Here is a 16,499-nt window from a genome sequence, read left to right on the forward strand (position 1 = left end):
ATGGCACTGAGAAAATTGAGATATGAGGGCGACCCTGTATTAAATAAAATCGCAAAGGAAGTGAAAGAACTGACACCGAGAACAAAGGAATTGATCGGCGATCTTCTGGATACGATGTATCATGAAAACGGTGTCGGACTGGCTGCACCTCAGGTTGGAATTTTGAAACGCATCTGCGTGATTGATGTGGGTGAGGGACCTTATGTATTTATCAATCCGGAGATTGTCGAGTCCGGAGGTTCTCAAACCGGGGAAGAAGGCTGTCTCAGTGTGCCGGGGAAATCCGGTGTTGTCACCCGCCCGAATTATGTAAAGGCCCGGGCGCTGAATGAGAATTTTGAGCCTTTTGAAGTGGAGGGAACCGAGCTTTTTGCCCGGGCAATGTGCCATGAATTTGAACATCTTGACGGTCATCTCTATGTGGAAAAGGTCGAGGGAAAACTGAAAGATGTTGTTTATGAAGAGGGTGAATAAGTATGAGAGTTGTTTTTATGGGAACGCCGGATTTTTCTGTGCCGACCTTAGAAAAAATCATAGAAGCCGGACATGAAGTCATCGGCGTGGTAACACAGCCGGATAAAGCGAAGGGCAGGGGTAAAAAAGTGCTCTTTCCGCCGGTAAAGGAAAAGGCGCTGGAACATAATCTGCCGGTATATCAGCCAAAAAGGGCCAGAGATCCGGAATTTATCGGGCAAATGCGGGATTTAAATCCGGATGTGATGGTGGTGGTGGCCTTTGGGCAGATTTTGCCGAAGGCATTGTTGGACATTCCGAAATATGGATGTATCAATGTGCATGCCTCTCTGCTTCCGAAATACCGGGGAGCGGCGCCGATTCAGTGGGCGGTCATCCGGGGAGAAAAGGTCAGCGGCGTGACGACCATGCAGATGGATGTGGGCCTGGATACGGGAGATATGCTGATGAAAACCGAGGTGGCGCTGGCGGAGGATGAGACCGGAGGCAGCCTTCACGATAAACTCAGTGTTCTTGGCGGCGAACTTTTGGTTGAGACGCTAAGGGGGATTGAAGCCGGGACGATCCGGCCGGAAAAACAGGATGACAGTCAGGCCGGGGAATATGCCCGGATGCTTGACAAGGCTTTGGGGGAAATTGATTTTTCCATGCCGGCCGGAGAGATTGAACGGTTGATCCGCGGTTTGAATCCATGGCCGAGCGCTTATACATTTTATCATGGAAAAACGATGAAACTTTGGAAGGCCGAAGTTGTTCCAGCGAATGACGGCGGAGAAGCCGCGGCGCCGGGACAGATTTTGTCAGTGGATAAAAAAGGGTTTACGGTTCAGACGGGCGAAGGGGCCCTTAGAATACTGGAACTCCAGATGGAAGGAAAAAAACGGATGGATGCCGGAGCCTTTCTCCGGGGATGTCCGATGGCAGCAGGTGAAATACTGGGATAGGAGTGATTTCTATGTATGGTTACGGTTATTATCCGGGGTTTTATTTTGACCCTACTTATATTTTAATTTTAATTGGCGCGATTTTGTCCATGTGGGCCTCTTCCAGAGTAAAGTCCACCTTTGCCCGTTATGACCGGGTACGGAATCTGCGGGGGATCACCGGGGCCCAGGCGGCGGAGACGATTCTCCATCAGGCGGGGATTTATAATGTCAGTGTGCAGAGAATCCAGGGAAATCTGACGGATCATTATGACCCTTCGGCGAAGGTACTTCGACTTTCGGACAGTGTTTTCGGCGCCACCAGTGTGGCGGCGATCGGTGTGGCGGCCCATGAGTGCGGCCATGCGATTCAGGATCAGAAGGATTATGCACCGCTTCGGATTCGGACAGCGCTTGTGCCGGTATGTAATTTTGGATCGACCATCAGCTGGCCTTTGATTTTGATCGGTGTTATCATGGGATGGAATCAGATGCTGATCCGGGCCGGAATTTTTCTCTTTTTTGCGGTAGTGCTTTTTCAGCTGGTGACTTTGCCTGTAGAATTCAATGCGTCCTCCAGAGCGCTTAAAATTCTCTCCTCGACAGGTCTTTTGCAGGGTGATGAAAATGAGGAAGCAAGAAAGGTTTTGAGCGCGGCGGCACTCACCTATGTGGCCGGAGCGGCGGCAAGTATTTTGCAGTTATTAAGACTGATCATATTGTTTGGCGGTCGGGGACGAGATGATGACTAATTCGGAAAATTTAAGGGATGTTGTCTGTGATCTGCTTCTGGAGATTGAGCGGGAACAGGTGCCGTCCCATGTGGCAATTCGCAGGATGCTGGAGAAATATCAGTATCTCAGCGCCGGGGAGCGGCGGTTTATCAGCCGGCTGACCCGGGGAACGCTGGAACGGCAGATCACGCTGGATTGGATGATCGAGCGCTTTTCCAGTGTAAAAATAAAGAAAATGAAACCGGTTATTCGGACGATTTTGAGAATGTCGGTTTATCAGATAAAATATATGGACGGAGTGCCGGAATCGGCTGTGTGCAATGAGGCGGTGAAGCTGGCAAAGAAACGGGGATTTAAAAATCTTTCCGGCTTTGTTAACGGAATCCTTCGAAATATGATTCGGAATCCGGAAAAGCTGAAAGTGCCGGAGGATGATCTGCCGGTCTGCTATTCACAGCCACGGTGGCTGGCGGATTACTGGGAGCAGTGTTACGGCCGGGAAAATACGGTAAAAATGTTTGAGTGGTTTCTCAGAGAGCAGCCATTGACCGTGCGCCTGCGCAAAAACGGGCTGACCCCGGAAATGTTTCAGAAGCGAATGGAGATCCAGGGGGTGGAAGCAGTTCAGAATCCACTGATCCCGGAAGCTTTTTCCCTGAAGGGCTTTGATCATCTCGGAGCGCTGCCCGAATTCAGAGACGGACTGTGCACTGTACAGGATGTCAGTTCCATGCTGGCGGCAAAAGCTGCCGGAGTGAAGCCGACGGATAAGGTGATCGATGTGTGCGCTGCTCCCGGAGGCAAAAGTATTCAGATAAGTGAGCTCCTGGCAGAGGGCGGAAAGATTATTTCCAGAGATCTGACTGAATCCAAGGTCGCTTTGATCGAGGAAAATATCCAAAGGATGAAGGCACAGCATATTTTGGCCGAATGTCAGGATGCCCTTATGTACGTGCCGGCGGATAAGGCGTCGGCGGATATTGTTATCGCCGATCTGCCATGTTCCGGCCTCGGCGTTATCGGCCGGAAGGCGGATATAAAATACAGGGTGACTTTGGAGGATATAAAGGCGCTGTCAAAGCTTCAGAGGGAGATACTAACGGTGGTTTCCGCCTATGTAAAGCCGGGAGGCTGCCTGATCTACAGTACATGTACGGTGACTTCGGAGGAAAACGAAGAAAATGTCCGTTGGTTTCAGGAGCATTTTCCTTTTGAAGCAGAGTCTCTGGCGGAATTTTTGCCGGAGGGGATTTCTGCGGACACAGTGAAACGGGGATATATTCAGCTCATGCCGGGAGAATACGGCACGGACGGTTTTTTTATTGCACGTTTCCGAAGGAGATAGATTATGGAAAAAACAGATATCAGGTCGATGACATTTGAGGAGCTGGAAGGCTTTGTGGTGAACGTCCTGGGAGACAAAAAATTCCGGGCAAAGCAAATCTATGAGTGGATGCATGTAAAGCTGGTGCAGCGTTTTGATGAGATGACAAATCTGCCAAAAGATCTGCGGCAGAGACTTGAAGCGCAGACGACCCTCTGTCCGGTGGAAGTGGCCGACCTCCTTGTTTCAGAGATTGACGGTACACGAAAATATCTTTTTCGAATGGAAGACGGCAGTATCATAGAGAGTGTTCTGATGAAATATAAACACGGCAATTCGGTGTGCATTTCCTCTCAGGTGGGCTGTCGGATGGGCTGCCGTTTCTGCGCGTCGACACTTCTTGGATTGGAGCGGCATTTGACGGCGGCGGAAATGCTTGGGCAGGTATATGCCATTCAGAGAGAGACCGGGGAGCGGGTCTCCAATGTGGTCATTATGGGAACCGGAGAACCGCTGGATAATTATGAAGCGGCGGTGCGTTTTATACGAATGATTTCAAATGAGAAAGGACTGAATATCAGTCAGAGAAATATTACCCTTTCTACCTGCGGCCTTGTGCCGGAGATTTACCGTTTGGCGGATGAACATCTTCAGATCACCCTGGCCATTTCTCTGCATGCTTCCAATGATGAAAAACGAAAATCCATGATGCCGATTGCCAATAAATATTCAATCGGAGAACTTCTGAAGGCCTGCCGCTATTATTATGATACAAATGGACGGCGGCTGACTTTTGAGTATAGTCTGGCCGGGGGAGTCAACGACTCGCCGGAGGATGCCCGGGCACTGGCCCATTTGCTGAAAGGATTCATGTGGCATGTGAATCTGATCCCGATCAATCCGGTGGAAGAGAGGGATTATATACAGTCTGACAGGAAATCCATTGTGAATTTCAAAAATAATCTTGAAAAATATGGGGGAAATGTTACTATAAGAAGAGAAATGGGTCGGGACATACAGGCGGCCTGCGGTCAATTACGCCGCAGATATATGACTCAGACGGAAGAAAAGGAGGTATAGAATGCGGGTATTTGGAAAAACAGATGTGGGACTGGTTCGAAAAGTAAATCAGGATTTCATTTTTTATTCGCAGGAACCGGTGGGCGCGTTCCCGAATCTGTTTATCGTAGCAGACGGCATGGGCGGCCATAGAGCGGGCGATTTTGCGTCCCGATATGCCGTGGAATGTTTTTTGAAATATATAAAGAGTTCGAAGCCGGACGCTTTGATCCGCATGGTGGATGAAGGCGTAAAATATGCCAATCGAAAATTGATTGAAAAAGCGGCCGAGGATGAAAATTTAAAGGGTATGGGGACAACGATGGTTGTCGCCTATATTGAAGATGAACAGCTTTTTGTGGGAAATATCGGGGATAGTCGTCTCTATCTTCTGGATAAAGAGATTAACCAGGTGACGGAGGATCATTCTTTTGTGGCGACATTGGTGAGAGCCGGAGAGCTGACGAAAGAAGAAGCCAGAAATCATCCTGATAAAAATATTATCACGAGGGCTGTCGGGGCGGCAGAGAATGCGAAGGTCGACTTCTTTGAGGTGGATTTGGAGCGGGGCGATCAGATTCTCATGTGTTCAGACGGACTCTCCAATATGGTTGAAGATGATATGTTGTATGACATTGTAAAGAATACATATATTGGTGATGTGGTTGATGAATTGATTGATGAAGCCAAACATAACGGCGGTTTAGATAATATTGCAGTAATTGTTATTGACCCTTTTGATGTGGAGGTGAATAGATGTTAGCAGCAGGGACGCTTTTGGCGGGAAGATATGAGATCGTCGGCAGGATCGGAGCCGGCGGCATGTCGGATGTATATAAAGCCAAAGACCAGAAATTAAATCGTTTTGTCGCTGTGAAGGTATTAAAGCCGGAATTCAGCGCGGACGCTACATTTGTAAAAAAATTCCGGGTGGAAGCCCAGTCGGCCGCCGGATTATCCCATCCGAATATTGTCAATGTCTATGATGTTGGTGAAGAGGACGGCATTTATTATATTGTCATGGAACTGGTTCAGGGGATTACGCTGAAACACTATATTGAAAGAAAAGGAAAACTCGATGTCCGTGAGGTTTTGAATATTTCTGTTCAGATTGCCTCAGGTATGGGGGCTGCCCATGCCAATCGGATTATTCATAGAGATATAAAACCGCAGAATGTGATCATGTCCAGGGACGGAAAGGTTAAGGTGACGGATTTCGGCATTGCAAAGGCGGCCGATTCGACAACGGTGACAACCAATGCCGCCGGTTCCGTACATTACATTTCGCCGGAGCAGGCCAGAGGCGGTTACAGTGATGAAAAGAGTGATATTTATTCACTTGGTATTACGATGTATGAGATGGTTACCGGCAGGGTGCCTTATGACGGTGAAAATAATGTATCGGTAGCTCTGCAGCATATTCAGGGCAATATGACACCGCCGCGGCAGCTGAATCCGGATATTCCGCGGAGTGTGGAGCGCATTATTCTTAAATGTACTCAGAAAAAACCGGATTTGCGTTACAGTTCGGCCAAAGAGCTGATCATGGATCTGCGCCGAGCCCTTGCGGAGCCGGACGGAAATTATGTTGTTATCGGCGCAGTGCCGGCCATGGGCGGCGTTGGCGACAGCACTACGGTAGTCATGGATGAAAATGATGTGGAAAAGCTTCGCAATGCTTCTCTGAATAAAAAGAAAGAAGCGGCCAGACGGGCAGAACGGCTGACACCGGAGGAACGCCGACGCCGTCAGCTGGAGGAAGAGCGCAGAGAATATGAAGAATATGATAATCATCATGAGCGCAGAAAGGCGAAACCGAAAAAACCGGTGCCTGTCATTGAAGAAGATGAGGATGAGGAGGATGTAAGTCCGGCATTGGATAAGACGATGACAATTTTCGGCATTGTCGGCGCCGTGATCATTGTAATCGTTATCTTCTTCCTGATCGGCCGGGCCGCGGGACTTTTTGACGGCTTTGGAAAAGGAAATACGAAGTCAACCAGGACATCCGGAAATATCACTACGGAGAGCAGCCAGATTCCGGTGCCGGACTGTGCCGGAAAGACGCAGGATGACGGAATTTCCCTTCTTCAGGAAAATGAATTGGACTATAAGATTCAGGAAAAAGAAGATGCTTCTGTTGAAAAGGGCATTATTATCAGCACTACACCGGCAGCCGGGACAAAGGTAGATAAGGGAACTATTGTCACCTTGTTTGTCAGCAAGGGCGATGAGTCCGCAGAAATGCCGAATGTGATCGACGTATCTCTGGAACAGGCAAAATCCCAGTTGGAGGGTATGGGCCTGAAGGTTACGGTGAAAAACGAATATCATGATACCATTGAGGAGAACCGTGTGATCAGTTCATCACCGGCGGCCGGAGAGACGGTCAAACTTGGCACAAAAGTCACGTTGACGGTAAGTAAAGGAAAACAGAAAACGACGATGCCGTATCTGATTGATAAGTCCTATGATGATGCGGTGAATGAATTGGCGAATGCCGGATTGAATGTGGGAAATGTCTCCTATGAGGACAGTGACAGTGTGGAAGAAGGCAATATCGTCCGCCAGAGTGTGGAGGCTAATTCTCAGGTAGCCAGAGGAACCTATGTGGACCTTGTGGTAAGCACAGGCCCGAAGGAAACCGAGCCGCCGGAGGGCAGTGCTTCGGTTTATATGCCGGGGGATAACCCGTTCGGCCATGATATAGGCAGCCAGGCCGCGTTGACTGCCGGTACGGTGACACTTCAGGTGGCTTATGCCGACGGCACTGTGGAAACGATATATACGGCTTATTGCAGCTCCGCGGATGCCTATGAATCCGGCTGGAGCGGAACAGCCAGAGGGGAACTCGGAACATCCGCAACGGTCTATGCTTATGTGGAAGGTATTCAGTATGCATCCTATACGATTTATTTTAGTTAATTGAGGCATTTATGCAGGGAAAGATCATTAAAGGAATCGGAGGATTCTATTATATCCATGTTGAACATCGGGGGATTTACGAATGTAAGGCGAAGGGCGTGTTCCGCAACCGGAAAGTAAAACCCCTGGTGGGGGACAATGTGGAAATTGATGTCATCAGCGAGGCGGATAAAAAGGGAAATATCCGGGATATCCTGCCAAGGAAAAATGAACTGATTCGCCCGGCGGTGGCAAATATTGATCAGGCGCTGGTCTTTTTTGCCGCGGCTCAGCCGGAGCCGAATCTCGGACTTTTAGACCGCTTTCTGCTTCAGATGGAGTACAGGCACATCCCGGTGATCATTGGTTTTAATAAATGTGATCTGATAGATACTTCAAAAGAGCATATTTTGGAAAACGTGTATAAGGTCAGCGGTTATCCGGTATTTTTTGTCAGTGTCAGAGAGGCGGTGAACCTGGATAGTTTAAAAAGGCTGCTTGCCGGAAAGACGACGGCTCTCGCCGGACCTTCCGGTGTGGGTAAGTCTTCGTTGATGAACTGGCTTTTGCCGGAAGCGGAGATGGCGACCGGGACAGTCAGTGAGAAGATTAAGCGGGGGCGCCATACGACCCGCCATTCCGAACTGTTTTATCTGGGAGAGGAGACTTATCTGTTTGACACGCCGGGATTCAGTTCTCTTTATCTGAATGATTTTACGGATGAAACATTAAAACTCTATTTCCCGGAATTTCTGCCCTATGAGGCAGAATGTCGCTTTGCGGGGTGCAATCACTTAAATGAACCGGATTGCGGCGTGAAGAGGGCGCTTTCGGAGGGAAAGATCAGCAGGATACGTTATGACAGTTATGCTCAGATGTATCGGGAGTTAAAAGAACAGAGGAGGTATTGACGATGTTGATTTTATCACCATCGATTTTATCCGCGGATTTTGCGAATTTGGGCCGGGATGTGGCAAAGACCGCTGCGGCCGGTGCGGAATATATTCATATTGATGTGATGGACGGACAGTTTGTGCCGAATATTTCTTTTGGGATTCCGGTGATCAAGGCTATCCGCCCGGTGACGGATAAAGTATTTGACGTGCATTTAATGATCGATGAACCGGTTCGTTTTATTAAAGAGTTTGTCGATGCGGGAGCCGATATGATCACGGTCCATGCGGAGGCGTGTAAACATCTCCATCGAACGGTACAGGTGATTAAGAGCTATGGCATCAAAGCCGGAGTTGTTTTAAATCCGGCGACACCGCTCTCGGCTGTGGAAGAGATTTTGCCGGAGGTGGACATGGTACTGCTCATGAGTGTCAATCCGGGATTTGGCGGTCAGAAATATATTGAAACGACAACGGATAAGGTGCGCCGTCTCCGCCGGATGATTTCTGAACGGAATCTGTCTGTGGATATCGAAGTGGACGGCGGTGTGACGCCGGACAATGTGGCCATGCTCATTGAGGCCGGGGCAAATATTTTTGTGGCAGGTTCCGCTGTCTATAAAGGTTCAGTGGAGGAGAATGTCAAAGGATTTCTGGAGGTATTTAAGAAATACGAATGAAAGTGCTGATTATTACGGGAGGCAATATCGATGATGATTTTGCCTTCTCTTTTTTGAAAAATAATAGATATGATGAAGTGATCGCCGTGGACGGCGGCCTGGCTTTTGCCGACAGGGCCGGAATAAAGATTACTCATTTGGTTGGAGATTTTGATACGATTGATGGGGCAGTGTTGGAAAAATATATCCATCGGGAGGATATCTGTGTGCATCAATTTGTCCCTGAAAAGGATTATACGGATACGGATATTGCGGTAAAACTGGCAATAGAGCTGTTTTCCGGGATGGGAGTGCCGCTGGACCCGATGTCGGAAGGGCTTTCACTGAAGTTATTGCCGGAACAGGAAATTCCCATGAAAGAGACAGGGGAGAAGATTCTTCACATTTTGGGCGCGACAGGCACCCGGCTGGATCATGTTCTGGCAAATCTTCAAATGTTAAAGAATATTATGGATGCGGGAATCGACGGCATGATCATTGATAAGAATAATCAGATTCAGATGATTCGGGGAACCCATCATTTGAAAATGGAAGGAATCTTCGGAAAATATATGTCGCTGATCCCGGCGACAATGGATTTGTCCGGCATAACGCTTCAGGGGTTTAAATATCCGCTGGACCGGGCAGATACCCATTTTGGAGAAAGTCTCTGCGTCAGCAATGAACTGACGGCGGAGGAAGGATGGATTACAATAGAGGAGGGAACAGCCTGGATGATCTTATCCAGGGATTAGTTCAATGAAGAAACTGATAATGATTTTGGGGACGGTAAGTATCGCCATGTCGGCTATTTTTGTCCGTATGTCATCGGCCCCATCGATTGTACTTGTATTTTATCGGATGCTTTTTGCGGTACTTATTTTGATTCCGATGCTTGTTATTAAATTTCGGGAAGAAATAAAAAAGCTGAAAATAAGGGATATTCTCTGGTGCGCCTGCGGCGGCCTGTTTCTTGGCCTGCATTTTACCGCATTTTTTGAATCGTTGAAATATACGAGTATTGCGGCTTCGGTTGTCCTCGTGAATATGGAGGCTTTTATTGTTTCAATAAGCCTTGTTTTATGGTGCGGCGAAAAGATTCCCCGAAAGGGAATTTTTGGGATTGGCGCAGTGTTTCTCGGAACGGTGCTTATTGCGGTGTCGGATATGGGCAGCGGCAGCAACGTCATATTCGGGGATGCCCTTGCGCTGCTTGGCGCCTTTTTTGCGTCGGCTTATACACTTATAGGAAGGTCCTGCAGAACCCATATTTCAACATCGGTTTACACGTGCTTTGTCTATGGCTTTGCCTGTCTGACCGTTTGTGTCGGGATGCTGTTTTCGGGAACGCCCTTTACCGGTTATGCAATGGCGGATTACGGCGCTGCCTTCGGGATGACGATTTTCTGTACTTTTTTTGGCCACAGTGTTTACAGCTGGGGACTGAAATATCTCAGCGCTTCCTATATTTCGACAGTGAAATTGATGGAGTCCTTTTTTTCAGCCCTTTTCGGATTCTTTATTTTCGGTGAGATTCCGGCGGCCTTGGTGATTCTTGGCGGTGTGATCGCCATTGGCGGCGTCGCCGCATATTCACAGGTGGATACGGCAAGGGGTGTGGACTCCTCCGGGAGTGTGGATAAAGCTGCGGCCGTGGATAGGGGAAAGGTTTGAAACAAAAATGAAAAAGAAGCGAATTTTCCCTGTGATGCTCGGAATTTTCCTTTTGCTCGCGATATATCTGGCGGCGACAGCCCTGTCGATATGGCAATATGCCTCGGTGGATGAAAAACAGTCCGCAGATACAGCCATTGTTCTGGGCGCAGGAACGGCGGACGGCGAAATCTCCCTGGTATTCAGGGAGCGGATTCATCATGGCATTTGGCTGTATCAAAACGGATATGTGGATACGCTGATTTTTACCGGTGGAGTTGGAGAAGGAAATGCCAGGTCAGATGCCTGGGTCGCCGGACAATATGCGATTGAGCAGGGCGTGCCGGCAGAGCATATACTGTTGGAAGAGGAATCTGTGATTACTCAGGAAAACATTGCAAATGCAAAAAAGATTATGGACGAGAAGGGATACCGCACGGCGATCATTGTCAGCGATCCTCTTCATATGAAGCGGGCAATGCTCATGGCCCGCGACTATGGAATCGAGGCTTATAGTTCGCCGACGCCGACTTCGAGATATATAAGTTTAAAGACGAAAATACCATTTCTGGCCAGAGAGGAATTTTTCTATATCGGTTATAAAGTATATCGAATGGTAGGAAGATAAAATTATACCTATTCAGGCATCCCGTATGGGTATCAATAATGGAATAAATATTGACGTGAAGAAATCTATGCAATATAATATAAGTACAGAAAACTGTACGTTTTGGAGGCGACGATATGTTGGCAGTGAATTATACGAATTTAAGAGATAATATGAAAACTTATATGGATAAAGTAACTGATGATTATGAGACTATGATTGTTACCAGGAAAGATAATAAAAATGTCGTGATAATATCTGAGGAAGCCTATAATAATCTTATGGAAAACGTTTATGTTATGGGCAACAAAGCAAATTATGATTGGCTGATGGAATCGAAGAAGCAGTTGGAAGAAGGAAAATTCTTTGTTCAGGAATTGGCTGAGGCGGGCGAAAATGAATAAAGTATTTACCGAAAATGGCTGGAAGGACTATATTTATTGGCAAACAGAAGATAAAAAAACTTTAAAAAAGATTAATGCCTTAATAGAAGATATTAGTCGGAATGGAAATGTTGGAATAGGAAAGCCGGAACCGTTGACTGGAAATTTGACAGGATTTTGGAGTCGGCGTATAAATGATAAAGATAGGCTGATATATAAAATTGATGAAAAAAACGTATATATATTAGCGTGCAGATATCATTATGGAGATAGGTGATTTATAAAAAGGGAAAATCGGAATTAGACGGAGGTTCATAAGGAAGTCAACACCCGCTTGTAGAGTGTGACTTCCTGAATATAGTGGATTTTGCTCTGGCGTTTTGTTGTTTCGATTGTGCGACGATAACATTATCATCGGAGATTCCTTATAATTGCTATGCAAGGGTGTTTGCATAGTTCACGGCTTCATTTTTTTATACATAACACCGGGAACTCCCATACATATAATTCCTACTAACCCAACAATACCCAGTAGTTGCATTATGGGGAAATGGAACTCAGCATAAGGCGCAATTCCGGAAATACCGCCAAACAACAATTTAGCTCCCACACACGCAATCAAGGTCACTAAACTTGCTATGATCATGGTGTATATGGTTCCCTCATGCCTCAGCATAGCTTTGATTTGTCTTTCTGTCATTCCGACATTTGATAATGTTTTGAACTCAGCGCTCCTTTCTTGTAAACTGCTATACATTGTATTTATAAAGTTGAGAATACTGTTAAATAACAAAAATATTGATAACCCGCCTAACGCAATATAAAAAATACTCATGTTACTGGACAACTTTTCCTCCCATGCCGCCTTTGACTCTATTTTTACACCGCCTGTTGGAAGTATGCTTTCAATCTCTGTCAGCACTTCGTTGTCTTGCCCGGCTGCGCACATAATACCGATTTGGAAAATACTATCCTCTCCGCCGATACTATTCTTTGTCGCGTCTGAAAGATAAAGGACTGGCGCCATACCTCCAGCGGGCAGAGAGTCTTCAACATCAATATACCCTGCAACATGAACTGTGTAAGCCGCCACCTGAGAAACTTTTATGCTGAACACAGTACCGATTGGAAGAATTTCTGCATATTCTTCGGACAAATAAGCCGCACCGGGTTCATCATCTTCAGCATATTTTTCCGGAAGACTATAAACATAGTTCCAAAACTGCTCTGATAAGGTTTTACGATCATAGCTGCTAATATCCAGACTGGTCTTCCTTTGAAAATCCATCAAGTATTCTTGAAAAATATCTTCATCGTACTCTATAAAAATACGTTGTCTTTCTATTACATCTATCTTTTCTATTCCGGATAGCCCGTTTATCTGCGTCAACATATTTTTTGTAATGGTTGTTCCTTCGCCCGACTCGTCTGTTACTTCTATATCATATTGATAATAACGATCTACATATTGCTTTGGATCAATACTTTCGTAGAAAAGGCTGATTGCCAAAAAGGCCGTACAGCCTAATGTAAATGACACTATAAGCATAATGGCATTTTTTCTCCTACGGCATAAATTTCTCCATGCCATATCAAGGACATAGCTTTTGATCCCCGGAATTTTGGTGTATTTGATATTACTGTAATTCTCATAACGAATGGTATTGATCGGCTGCATTGACGCAAGCATTTTGACAGGCTTGTTACAGCTGATATAAACCACCAAAGAAGAAAGTGCTATGGATACCACAGTTCCTACGATCACACTAACAAACCCAATATTTATCTGTCCGTCAAAAAAGATATTTATAAAATACGGCAGAATAGCATAAGCGCCAATAAACCCGGCGGTTCCTCCTATCAGCGTTCCTCTTATAAGCAGTCTCCTGATTTGATAGTACATAATTCGTTTTATCTGTTTTTTTGTGGCGCCTATGGTAATTAACTCACCATACATTTGCACATCCTTTGAAACAGAAAAATAAAAGAAGCTGTATATAAAAAGGTATCCGCTTAATACGATAATAACAACCAAAAATCCAATCGTAATCCATGAAACCTTTCCCGCACTTTCGTAAGCAGGTGACAAAGTTAAACTCTGTCCTGATTGTAAGCGCAATTCTGCTGCCAGTTGTTGAAGCGCGTTCTCTTTATTACTTCCAGTCAAATCCATGTAAAGAGTCTCCGACATTTTATCTACGGACATGGCAAAGGCCGGAGAAACATACAGGTTTCCTCTACCGCCTGATCGTATATAAGAATTATCCTCAAAATATCCAGACAGGATAAACTCTTGACTATGCACCGCATTATCTCTATCAAAGTAGGTCACGGAAACTACCATACCAAGCTCCGGTTCTTTAATTCCTATATCTTCTAACAGCCAGAGTGCAGCCATAATTTCATTTTCTTTTTTCGGGAATTGCCCTACAAAATTACGAACAAGAGGAAATCTGTGCCATTCCCATTCCGCCACATCAATATATGATATTCCAATACGGCTTCCGGTATCTTTTATGGTTCCAAAATACAATTCCATGCCAACATGCTTTGCCAACGTCGAGCTTCTCAGCAATTCTTTCTGCCCCTCAGTCGGGTTACTGAGAGTTGTTTCCGCAGTAGTCCCGATAAGTCTTAAAGACTCTGTCCTCTGCGCAGAAACAAAGATGTTACCGGCAGATAAAACAAGCGTTAGAAGAAAAGTTATAATCAGTACCGCTGCCACAATAAGAGAGTTTTTCTTTCGACTTACTTTCAAGCTTCTTACTGCAAATGCTTTTACTGCTGCGCTGGTATCATTTTCAAAAGGCCATGTCATAGTTTCTCCTCCCTATTCCACAATCTTGCCGTCCTCAATCCGCACAATACGGTCAGCAAGCCGGGCAATCTCGTTGTTGTGGGTAATCATTACAATGGTCTGATTAAACTCCATGCCAGTACGTTTTAACAGCCCCAATACATCAGCGCTTGTCTTGCTGTCTAAGTTCCCGGTTGGTTCATCGGCAAGAATAATCGCCGGTTTTGTAATCAGGGCACGGGCGATAGCAACACGCTGCTGCTGTCCGCCGGAAAGGTTGTCAGGCATATTTTGCAGCTTATCCTCCAACGCCAGTATTCTCACAACTTCATTCATAAACTTTTGATCTACTACATCACCATCCAAACCTACCGGCAGGACAATGTTCTCACTCACATTCAAAATAGGCACCAAATTGTAGTTTTGGAAAATAAAGCCGATATTACGGCGGCGAAAGATCGTCAATTCTTCATCGCTCTTTTTTGACAATTCCTCTCCGCGCATAATGACGCTGCCGGAAGTGGGGGTATCAAGTCCTCCCATCATATTCAACAGAGTAGATTTGCCGCTGCCAGAGGTTCCAACCACTGCGACAAACTCTCCCTGCTTCACAGAGAAATTGACGCCATCTAATGCACGGGTAATGTTCGGCTCGGTGCCGTAATACTTTTTCAGGTCGATGGTCTGCAAAACACTCATATTCAAAAACTCCTTTCAAGGTTTCTGCCGATTGATAAGGTCATTGTATACCCAAAATGTCCGTGAAATGTTACAGCGGCAAAAAATTCAAGGAAAATCAGGGTGAAATGTTACGCCGCGTTTTATTTTGCAGGCAGCATAATGGAAAACTCCGACCCCTTACCCGGCTCCGAAACCACTTTGATATAGCCGCCCTGCCGCGTTACGATTTCGCGGGCCAGATACAAGCCAATGCCCACGCCCTGCTGTTCGTGTACTTCTTCTTCTCGATAGAAGCGCCGGAAAATAGCGGCCTGATTGCTTTCGGAAATGCCCTTGCCCGTGTCGGCTACTTTGATTTCCATATACATTTCCCACAACACTGCCGATACCGTGATTTTCCCGCCTGCCGGGGTGTACTTCACCGCATTGTCCAGCAGATTAAAGAGGGCTTCGGATGTCCACTTGCTGTCATGGGAAAAGAATAAATCCTCTGGGCAGTCCACGGACACGGCAATTTTCTTTTTTTCTGCTGCATACACAATTCCACTCATGGCCTGCGCCACGGTATCAAAAAGGCGGACTGGTTTCTTATCCAACTGGATTACGCCCGTTTCCAGCCGGGAGGTTTTCACAAGGGCTTGAAAGAGAAAGTCCAGCTTATCCGTCTGGCTGCGGATTCCCTCGATAAAGTCGGTGCGCTCCGCCTCGGTCATAGGCTTTTCCAATAGCGTGTCCGTCGCCATTTTCAGATTGCTTACCGGTGTTTTCACCTGATGGGAAATATCGGACACAAGGGTCTGTAACTCCTGCCGTTCTTCATCCACCCGGCGGCGGTTCTCCTGCATGATCTGATAGAGCCTTGCCAGCCGGTGGCCGATTCTGGCAAGCTGGGTTTCGCTGTTCTCTGGACGTTTTGGCGCTTCATTCCCGGCAATCATGTGATCTAAGGTCTGGCACAAGTCAGCGGTAAACTGTGACAGTCGTTTCCCAAACGCCTGCGTCAGTATAAAAATCCCCACAAGGGCGCACAGCAGCAGCACCCCGCCAGTCAGCAGCACCGCCGTCTGATTTGTTATAAGAAACAATGCGATAGTGATTCCCGACATGGAAAGGACAAGTCCCAGTGCTACCCGGCCAAACAGCCGCTTCACTGAAAGACCCTTAAGTTTCATTTTGCCTCGCCTCCCGTCCATTGATAGCCCATGCCGTAAACAGTCTTAATGTAAGGTGCGCCTCCATCCGCTTCAATCTTGCCGCGAATACGGCTGATAGAAGTCGTCAGGGTATGCTCGTCCACAAACTTCTCGTCTATATCCCATAGCTTTTCTAAAAGCAGTCCACGGGTCAGCACTTGCCGGGGATTTTTACGGAACAGGTTTAACATCTTAAATTCCATCGGAGATAAAGT

18 protein-coding genes are annotated in these 16,499 nt (G+C 46.6%); 14 read left to right on the plus strand and 4 right to left on the minus strand.

The window, feature by feature from the left end; genetic code table 11:
- The 14 genes from def (at position 1) to ACMN7X_RS14685 (ending at position 11,890) form a co-directional block, all read left to right on the plus strand.
- Positions 1-474, plus strand: a complete 474-nt coding sequence (def, locus tag ACMN7X_RS14620) for a peptide deformylase (RefSeq protein ID WP_418748185.1) — start codon at positions 1-3, stop codon at positions 472-474.
- 2 nt (positions 475-476) lie between these two features.
- Positions 477-1,418: a methionyl-tRNA formyltransferase gene (fmt, locus tag ACMN7X_RS14625; protein WP_418748186.1), complete on the plus strand. Its 942-nt coding sequence runs from the start codon at positions 477-479 to the stop codon at positions 1,416-1,418.
- 11 nt (positions 1,419-1,429) lie between these two features.
- On the plus strand, positions 1,430-2,149 hold the full coding sequence (locus ACMN7X_RS14630) for a zinc metallopeptidase (RefSeq protein ID WP_418748187.1): 720 nt from the start codon (positions 1,430-1,432) through the stop codon (positions 2,147-2,149).
- Positions 2,139-3,476, plus strand: a complete 1,338-nt coding sequence (gene rsmB, locus ACMN7X_RS14635) for a 16S rRNA (cytosine(967)-C(5))-methyltransferase RsmB (RefSeq protein ID WP_418748188.1) — start codon at positions 2,139-2,141, stop codon at positions 3,474-3,476. Before ACMN7X_RS14630 ends, rsmB begins: the two co-directional genes overlap by 11 nt.
- Positions 3,477-3,479: 3 nt before the next feature.
- Positions 3,480-4,535: a 23S rRNA (adenine(2503)-C(2))-methyltransferase RlmN gene (gene rlmN, locus ACMN7X_RS14640; RefSeq protein WP_418748189.1), complete on the plus strand. Its 1,056-nt coding sequence runs from the start codon at positions 3,480-3,482 to the stop codon at positions 4,533-4,535.
- A gap of 1 nt (position 4,536) precedes the next feature.
- Positions 4,537-5,277, plus strand: coding sequence for a Stp1/IreP family PP2C-type Ser/Thr phosphatase (locus ACMN7X_RS14645; protein ID WP_418748190.1), 741 nt, complete (start codon positions 4,537-4,539; stop codon positions 5,275-5,277).
- Positions 5,271-7,439, plus strand: a complete 2,169-nt coding sequence (pknB, locus tag ACMN7X_RS14650) for a Stk1 family PASTA domain-containing Ser/Thr kinase (RefSeq protein WP_418748191.1) — start codon at positions 5,271-5,273, stop codon at positions 7,437-7,439. Before ACMN7X_RS14645 ends, pknB begins: the two co-directional genes overlap by 7 nt.
- Positions 7,440-7,450: 11 nt before the next feature.
- The gene (rsgA, locus tag ACMN7X_RS14655; protein WP_418748192.1) at positions 7,451-8,329 is read left to right on the plus strand and encodes a ribosome small subunit-dependent GTPase A; all 879 of its coding nucleotides are present in this window, start codon (positions 7,451-7,453) and stop codon (positions 8,327-8,329) included.
- 2 nt (positions 8,330-8,331) lie between these two features.
- On the plus strand, positions 8,332-8,991 hold the full coding sequence (rpe, locus tag ACMN7X_RS14660) for a ribulose-phosphate 3-epimerase (RefSeq protein ID WP_418748193.1): 660 nt from the start codon (positions 8,332-8,334) through the stop codon (positions 8,989-8,991).
- On the plus strand, positions 8,988-9,725 hold the full coding sequence (locus ACMN7X_RS14665) for a thiamine diphosphokinase (protein ID WP_418748194.1): 738 nt from the start codon (positions 8,988-8,990) through the stop codon (positions 9,723-9,725). The genes rpe and ACMN7X_RS14665 overlap by 4 nt, the downstream gene beginning before the upstream one ends.
- 4 nt (positions 9,726-9,729) lie before the next feature.
- Entirely contained in the window at positions 9,730-10,644 is a 915-nt protein-coding gene (locus ACMN7X_RS14670) for a DMT family transporter (RefSeq protein ID WP_418748195.1), read from the plus strand.
- Between the two features lie 7 nt (positions 10,645-10,651).
- Positions 10,652-11,251, plus strand: coding sequence for a YdcF family protein (locus tag ACMN7X_RS14675; protein WP_418748196.1), 600 nt, complete (start codon positions 10,652-10,654; stop codon positions 11,249-11,251).
- 116 nt (positions 11,252-11,367) lie between these two features.
- Positions 11,368-11,634, plus strand: coding sequence for a type II toxin-antitoxin system Phd/YefM family antitoxin (locus tag ACMN7X_RS14680; protein ID WP_418748197.1), 267 nt, complete (start codon positions 11,368-11,370; stop codon positions 11,632-11,634).
- Positions 11,627-11,890 (plus strand): Txe/YoeB family addiction module toxin, encoded by a 264-nt coding sequence (locus ACMN7X_RS14685; protein WP_418748198.1) that lies wholly within the window; start codon positions 11,627-11,629, stop codon positions 11,888-11,890. Before ACMN7X_RS14680 ends, ACMN7X_RS14685 begins: the two co-directional genes overlap by 8 nt.
- Before the next feature lie 180 nt (positions 11,891-12,070).
- Here the strand turns inward: ACMN7X_RS14685 and ACMN7X_RS14690 are convergent, their stop codons facing one another.
- The 4 genes from ACMN7X_RS14690 to ACMN7X_RS14705 form a co-directional block, all read right to left on the minus strand.
- Positions 12,071-14,431, minus strand: coding sequence for an ABC transporter permease (locus tag ACMN7X_RS14690; protein ID WP_418748199.1), 2,361 nt, complete (start codon positions 14,429-14,431; stop codon positions 12,071-12,073).
- Positions 14,432-14,443: 12 nt separating this feature from the next.
- A complete protein-coding gene (locus tag ACMN7X_RS14695; protein WP_418748200.1) occupies positions 14,444-15,109 on the minus strand; it encodes an ABC transporter ATP-binding protein in 666 nt (221 codons plus the stop codon).
- Positions 15,110-15,231: 122 nt separating this feature from the next.
- Positions 15,232-16,263 (minus strand): sensor histidine kinase, encoded by a 1,032-nt coding sequence (locus ACMN7X_RS14700; RefSeq protein ID WP_418748201.1) that lies wholly within the window; start codon positions 16,261-16,263, stop codon positions 15,232-15,234.
- On the minus strand, positions 16,260-16,499 hold a 240-nt coding region (locus ACMN7X_RS14705; protein WP_418748202.1), incomplete at its 5' end, for a winged helix-turn-helix domain-containing protein. The genes ACMN7X_RS14700 and ACMN7X_RS14705, both read right to left, overlap by 4 nt.

It is taken from the genome of Frisingicoccus sp. (genome assembly GCF_048388605.1).
Classification (GTDB): domain Bacteria; phylum Bacillota; class Clostridia; order Lachnospirales; family Lachnospiraceae; genus Frisingicoccus.

What these genes read in the sequence shown, in the direction of transcription:
- ACMN7X_RS14665 (WP_418748194.1), top strand. Translation starts at nt 8,988, where the DNA reads ATGAAAGTGCTGATTATTACGGGAGGCAATATCGATGATGATTTTGCC.
- ACMN7X_RS14630 (WP_418748187.1), top strand. Translation starts at nt 1,430, where the DNA reads ATGTATGGTTACGGTTATTATCCGGGGTTTTATTTTGACCCTACTTAT.
- ACMN7X_RS14680 (WP_418748197.1), top strand. Translation starts at nt 11,368, where the DNA reads ATGTTGGCAGTGAATTATACGAATTTAAGAGATAATATGAAAACTTAT.
- rlmN (WP_418748189.1), top strand. Translation starts at nt 3,480, where the DNA reads ATGGAAAAAACAGATATCAGGTCGATGACATTTGAGGAGCTGGAAGGC.
- ACMN7X_RS14675 (WP_418748196.1), top strand. Translation starts at nt 10,652, where the DNA reads ATGAAAAAGAAGCGAATTTTCCCTGTGATGCTCGGAATTTTCCTTTTG.
- rsmB (WP_418748188.1), top strand. Translation starts at nt 2,139, where the DNA reads ATGATGACTAATTCGGAAAATTTAAGGGATGTTGTCTGTGATCTGCTT.
- ACMN7X_RS14700 (WP_418748201.1), bottom strand. Translation starts at nt 16,263, where the DNA reads ATGAAACTTAAGGGTCTTTCAGTGAAGCGGCTGTTTGGCCGGGTAGCA.
- def (WP_418748185.1), top strand. Translation starts at nt 1, where the DNA reads ATGGCACTGAGAAAATTGAGATATGAGGGCGACCCTGTATTAAATAAA.
- ACMN7X_RS14695 (WP_418748200.1), bottom strand. Translation starts at nt 15,109, where the DNA reads ATGAGTGTTTTGCAGACCATCGACCTGAAAAAGTATTACGGCACCGAG.
- ACMN7X_RS14670 (WP_418748195.1), top strand. Translation starts at nt 9,730, where the DNA reads ATGAAGAAACTGATAATGATTTTGGGGACGGTAAGTATCGCCATGTCG.
- rsgA (WP_418748192.1), top strand. Translation starts at nt 7,451, where the DNA reads ATGCAGGGAAAGATCATTAAAGGAATCGGAGGATTCTATTATATCCAT.
- ACMN7X_RS14645 (WP_418748190.1), top strand. Translation starts at nt 4,537, where the DNA reads ATGCGGGTATTTGGAAAAACAGATGTGGGACTGGTTCGAAAAGTAAAT.
- pknB (WP_418748191.1), top strand. Translation starts at nt 5,271, where the DNA reads ATGTTAGCAGCAGGGACGCTTTTGGCGGGAAGATATGAGATCGTCGGC.
- ACMN7X_RS14685 (WP_418748198.1), top strand. Translation starts at nt 11,627, where the DNA reads ATGAATAAAGTATTTACCGAAAATGGCTGGAAGGACTATATTTATTGG.
- ACMN7X_RS14690 (WP_418748199.1), bottom strand. Translation starts at nt 14,431, where the DNA reads ATGACATGGCCTTTTGAAAATGATACCAGCGCAGCAGTAAAAGCATTT.
- rpe (WP_418748193.1), top strand. Translation starts at nt 8,332, where the DNA reads ATGTTGATTTTATCACCATCGATTTTATCCGCGGATTTTGCGAATTTG.
- fmt (WP_418748186.1), top strand. Translation starts at nt 477, where the DNA reads ATGAGAGTTGTTTTTATGGGAACGCCGGATTTTTCTGTGCCGACCTTA.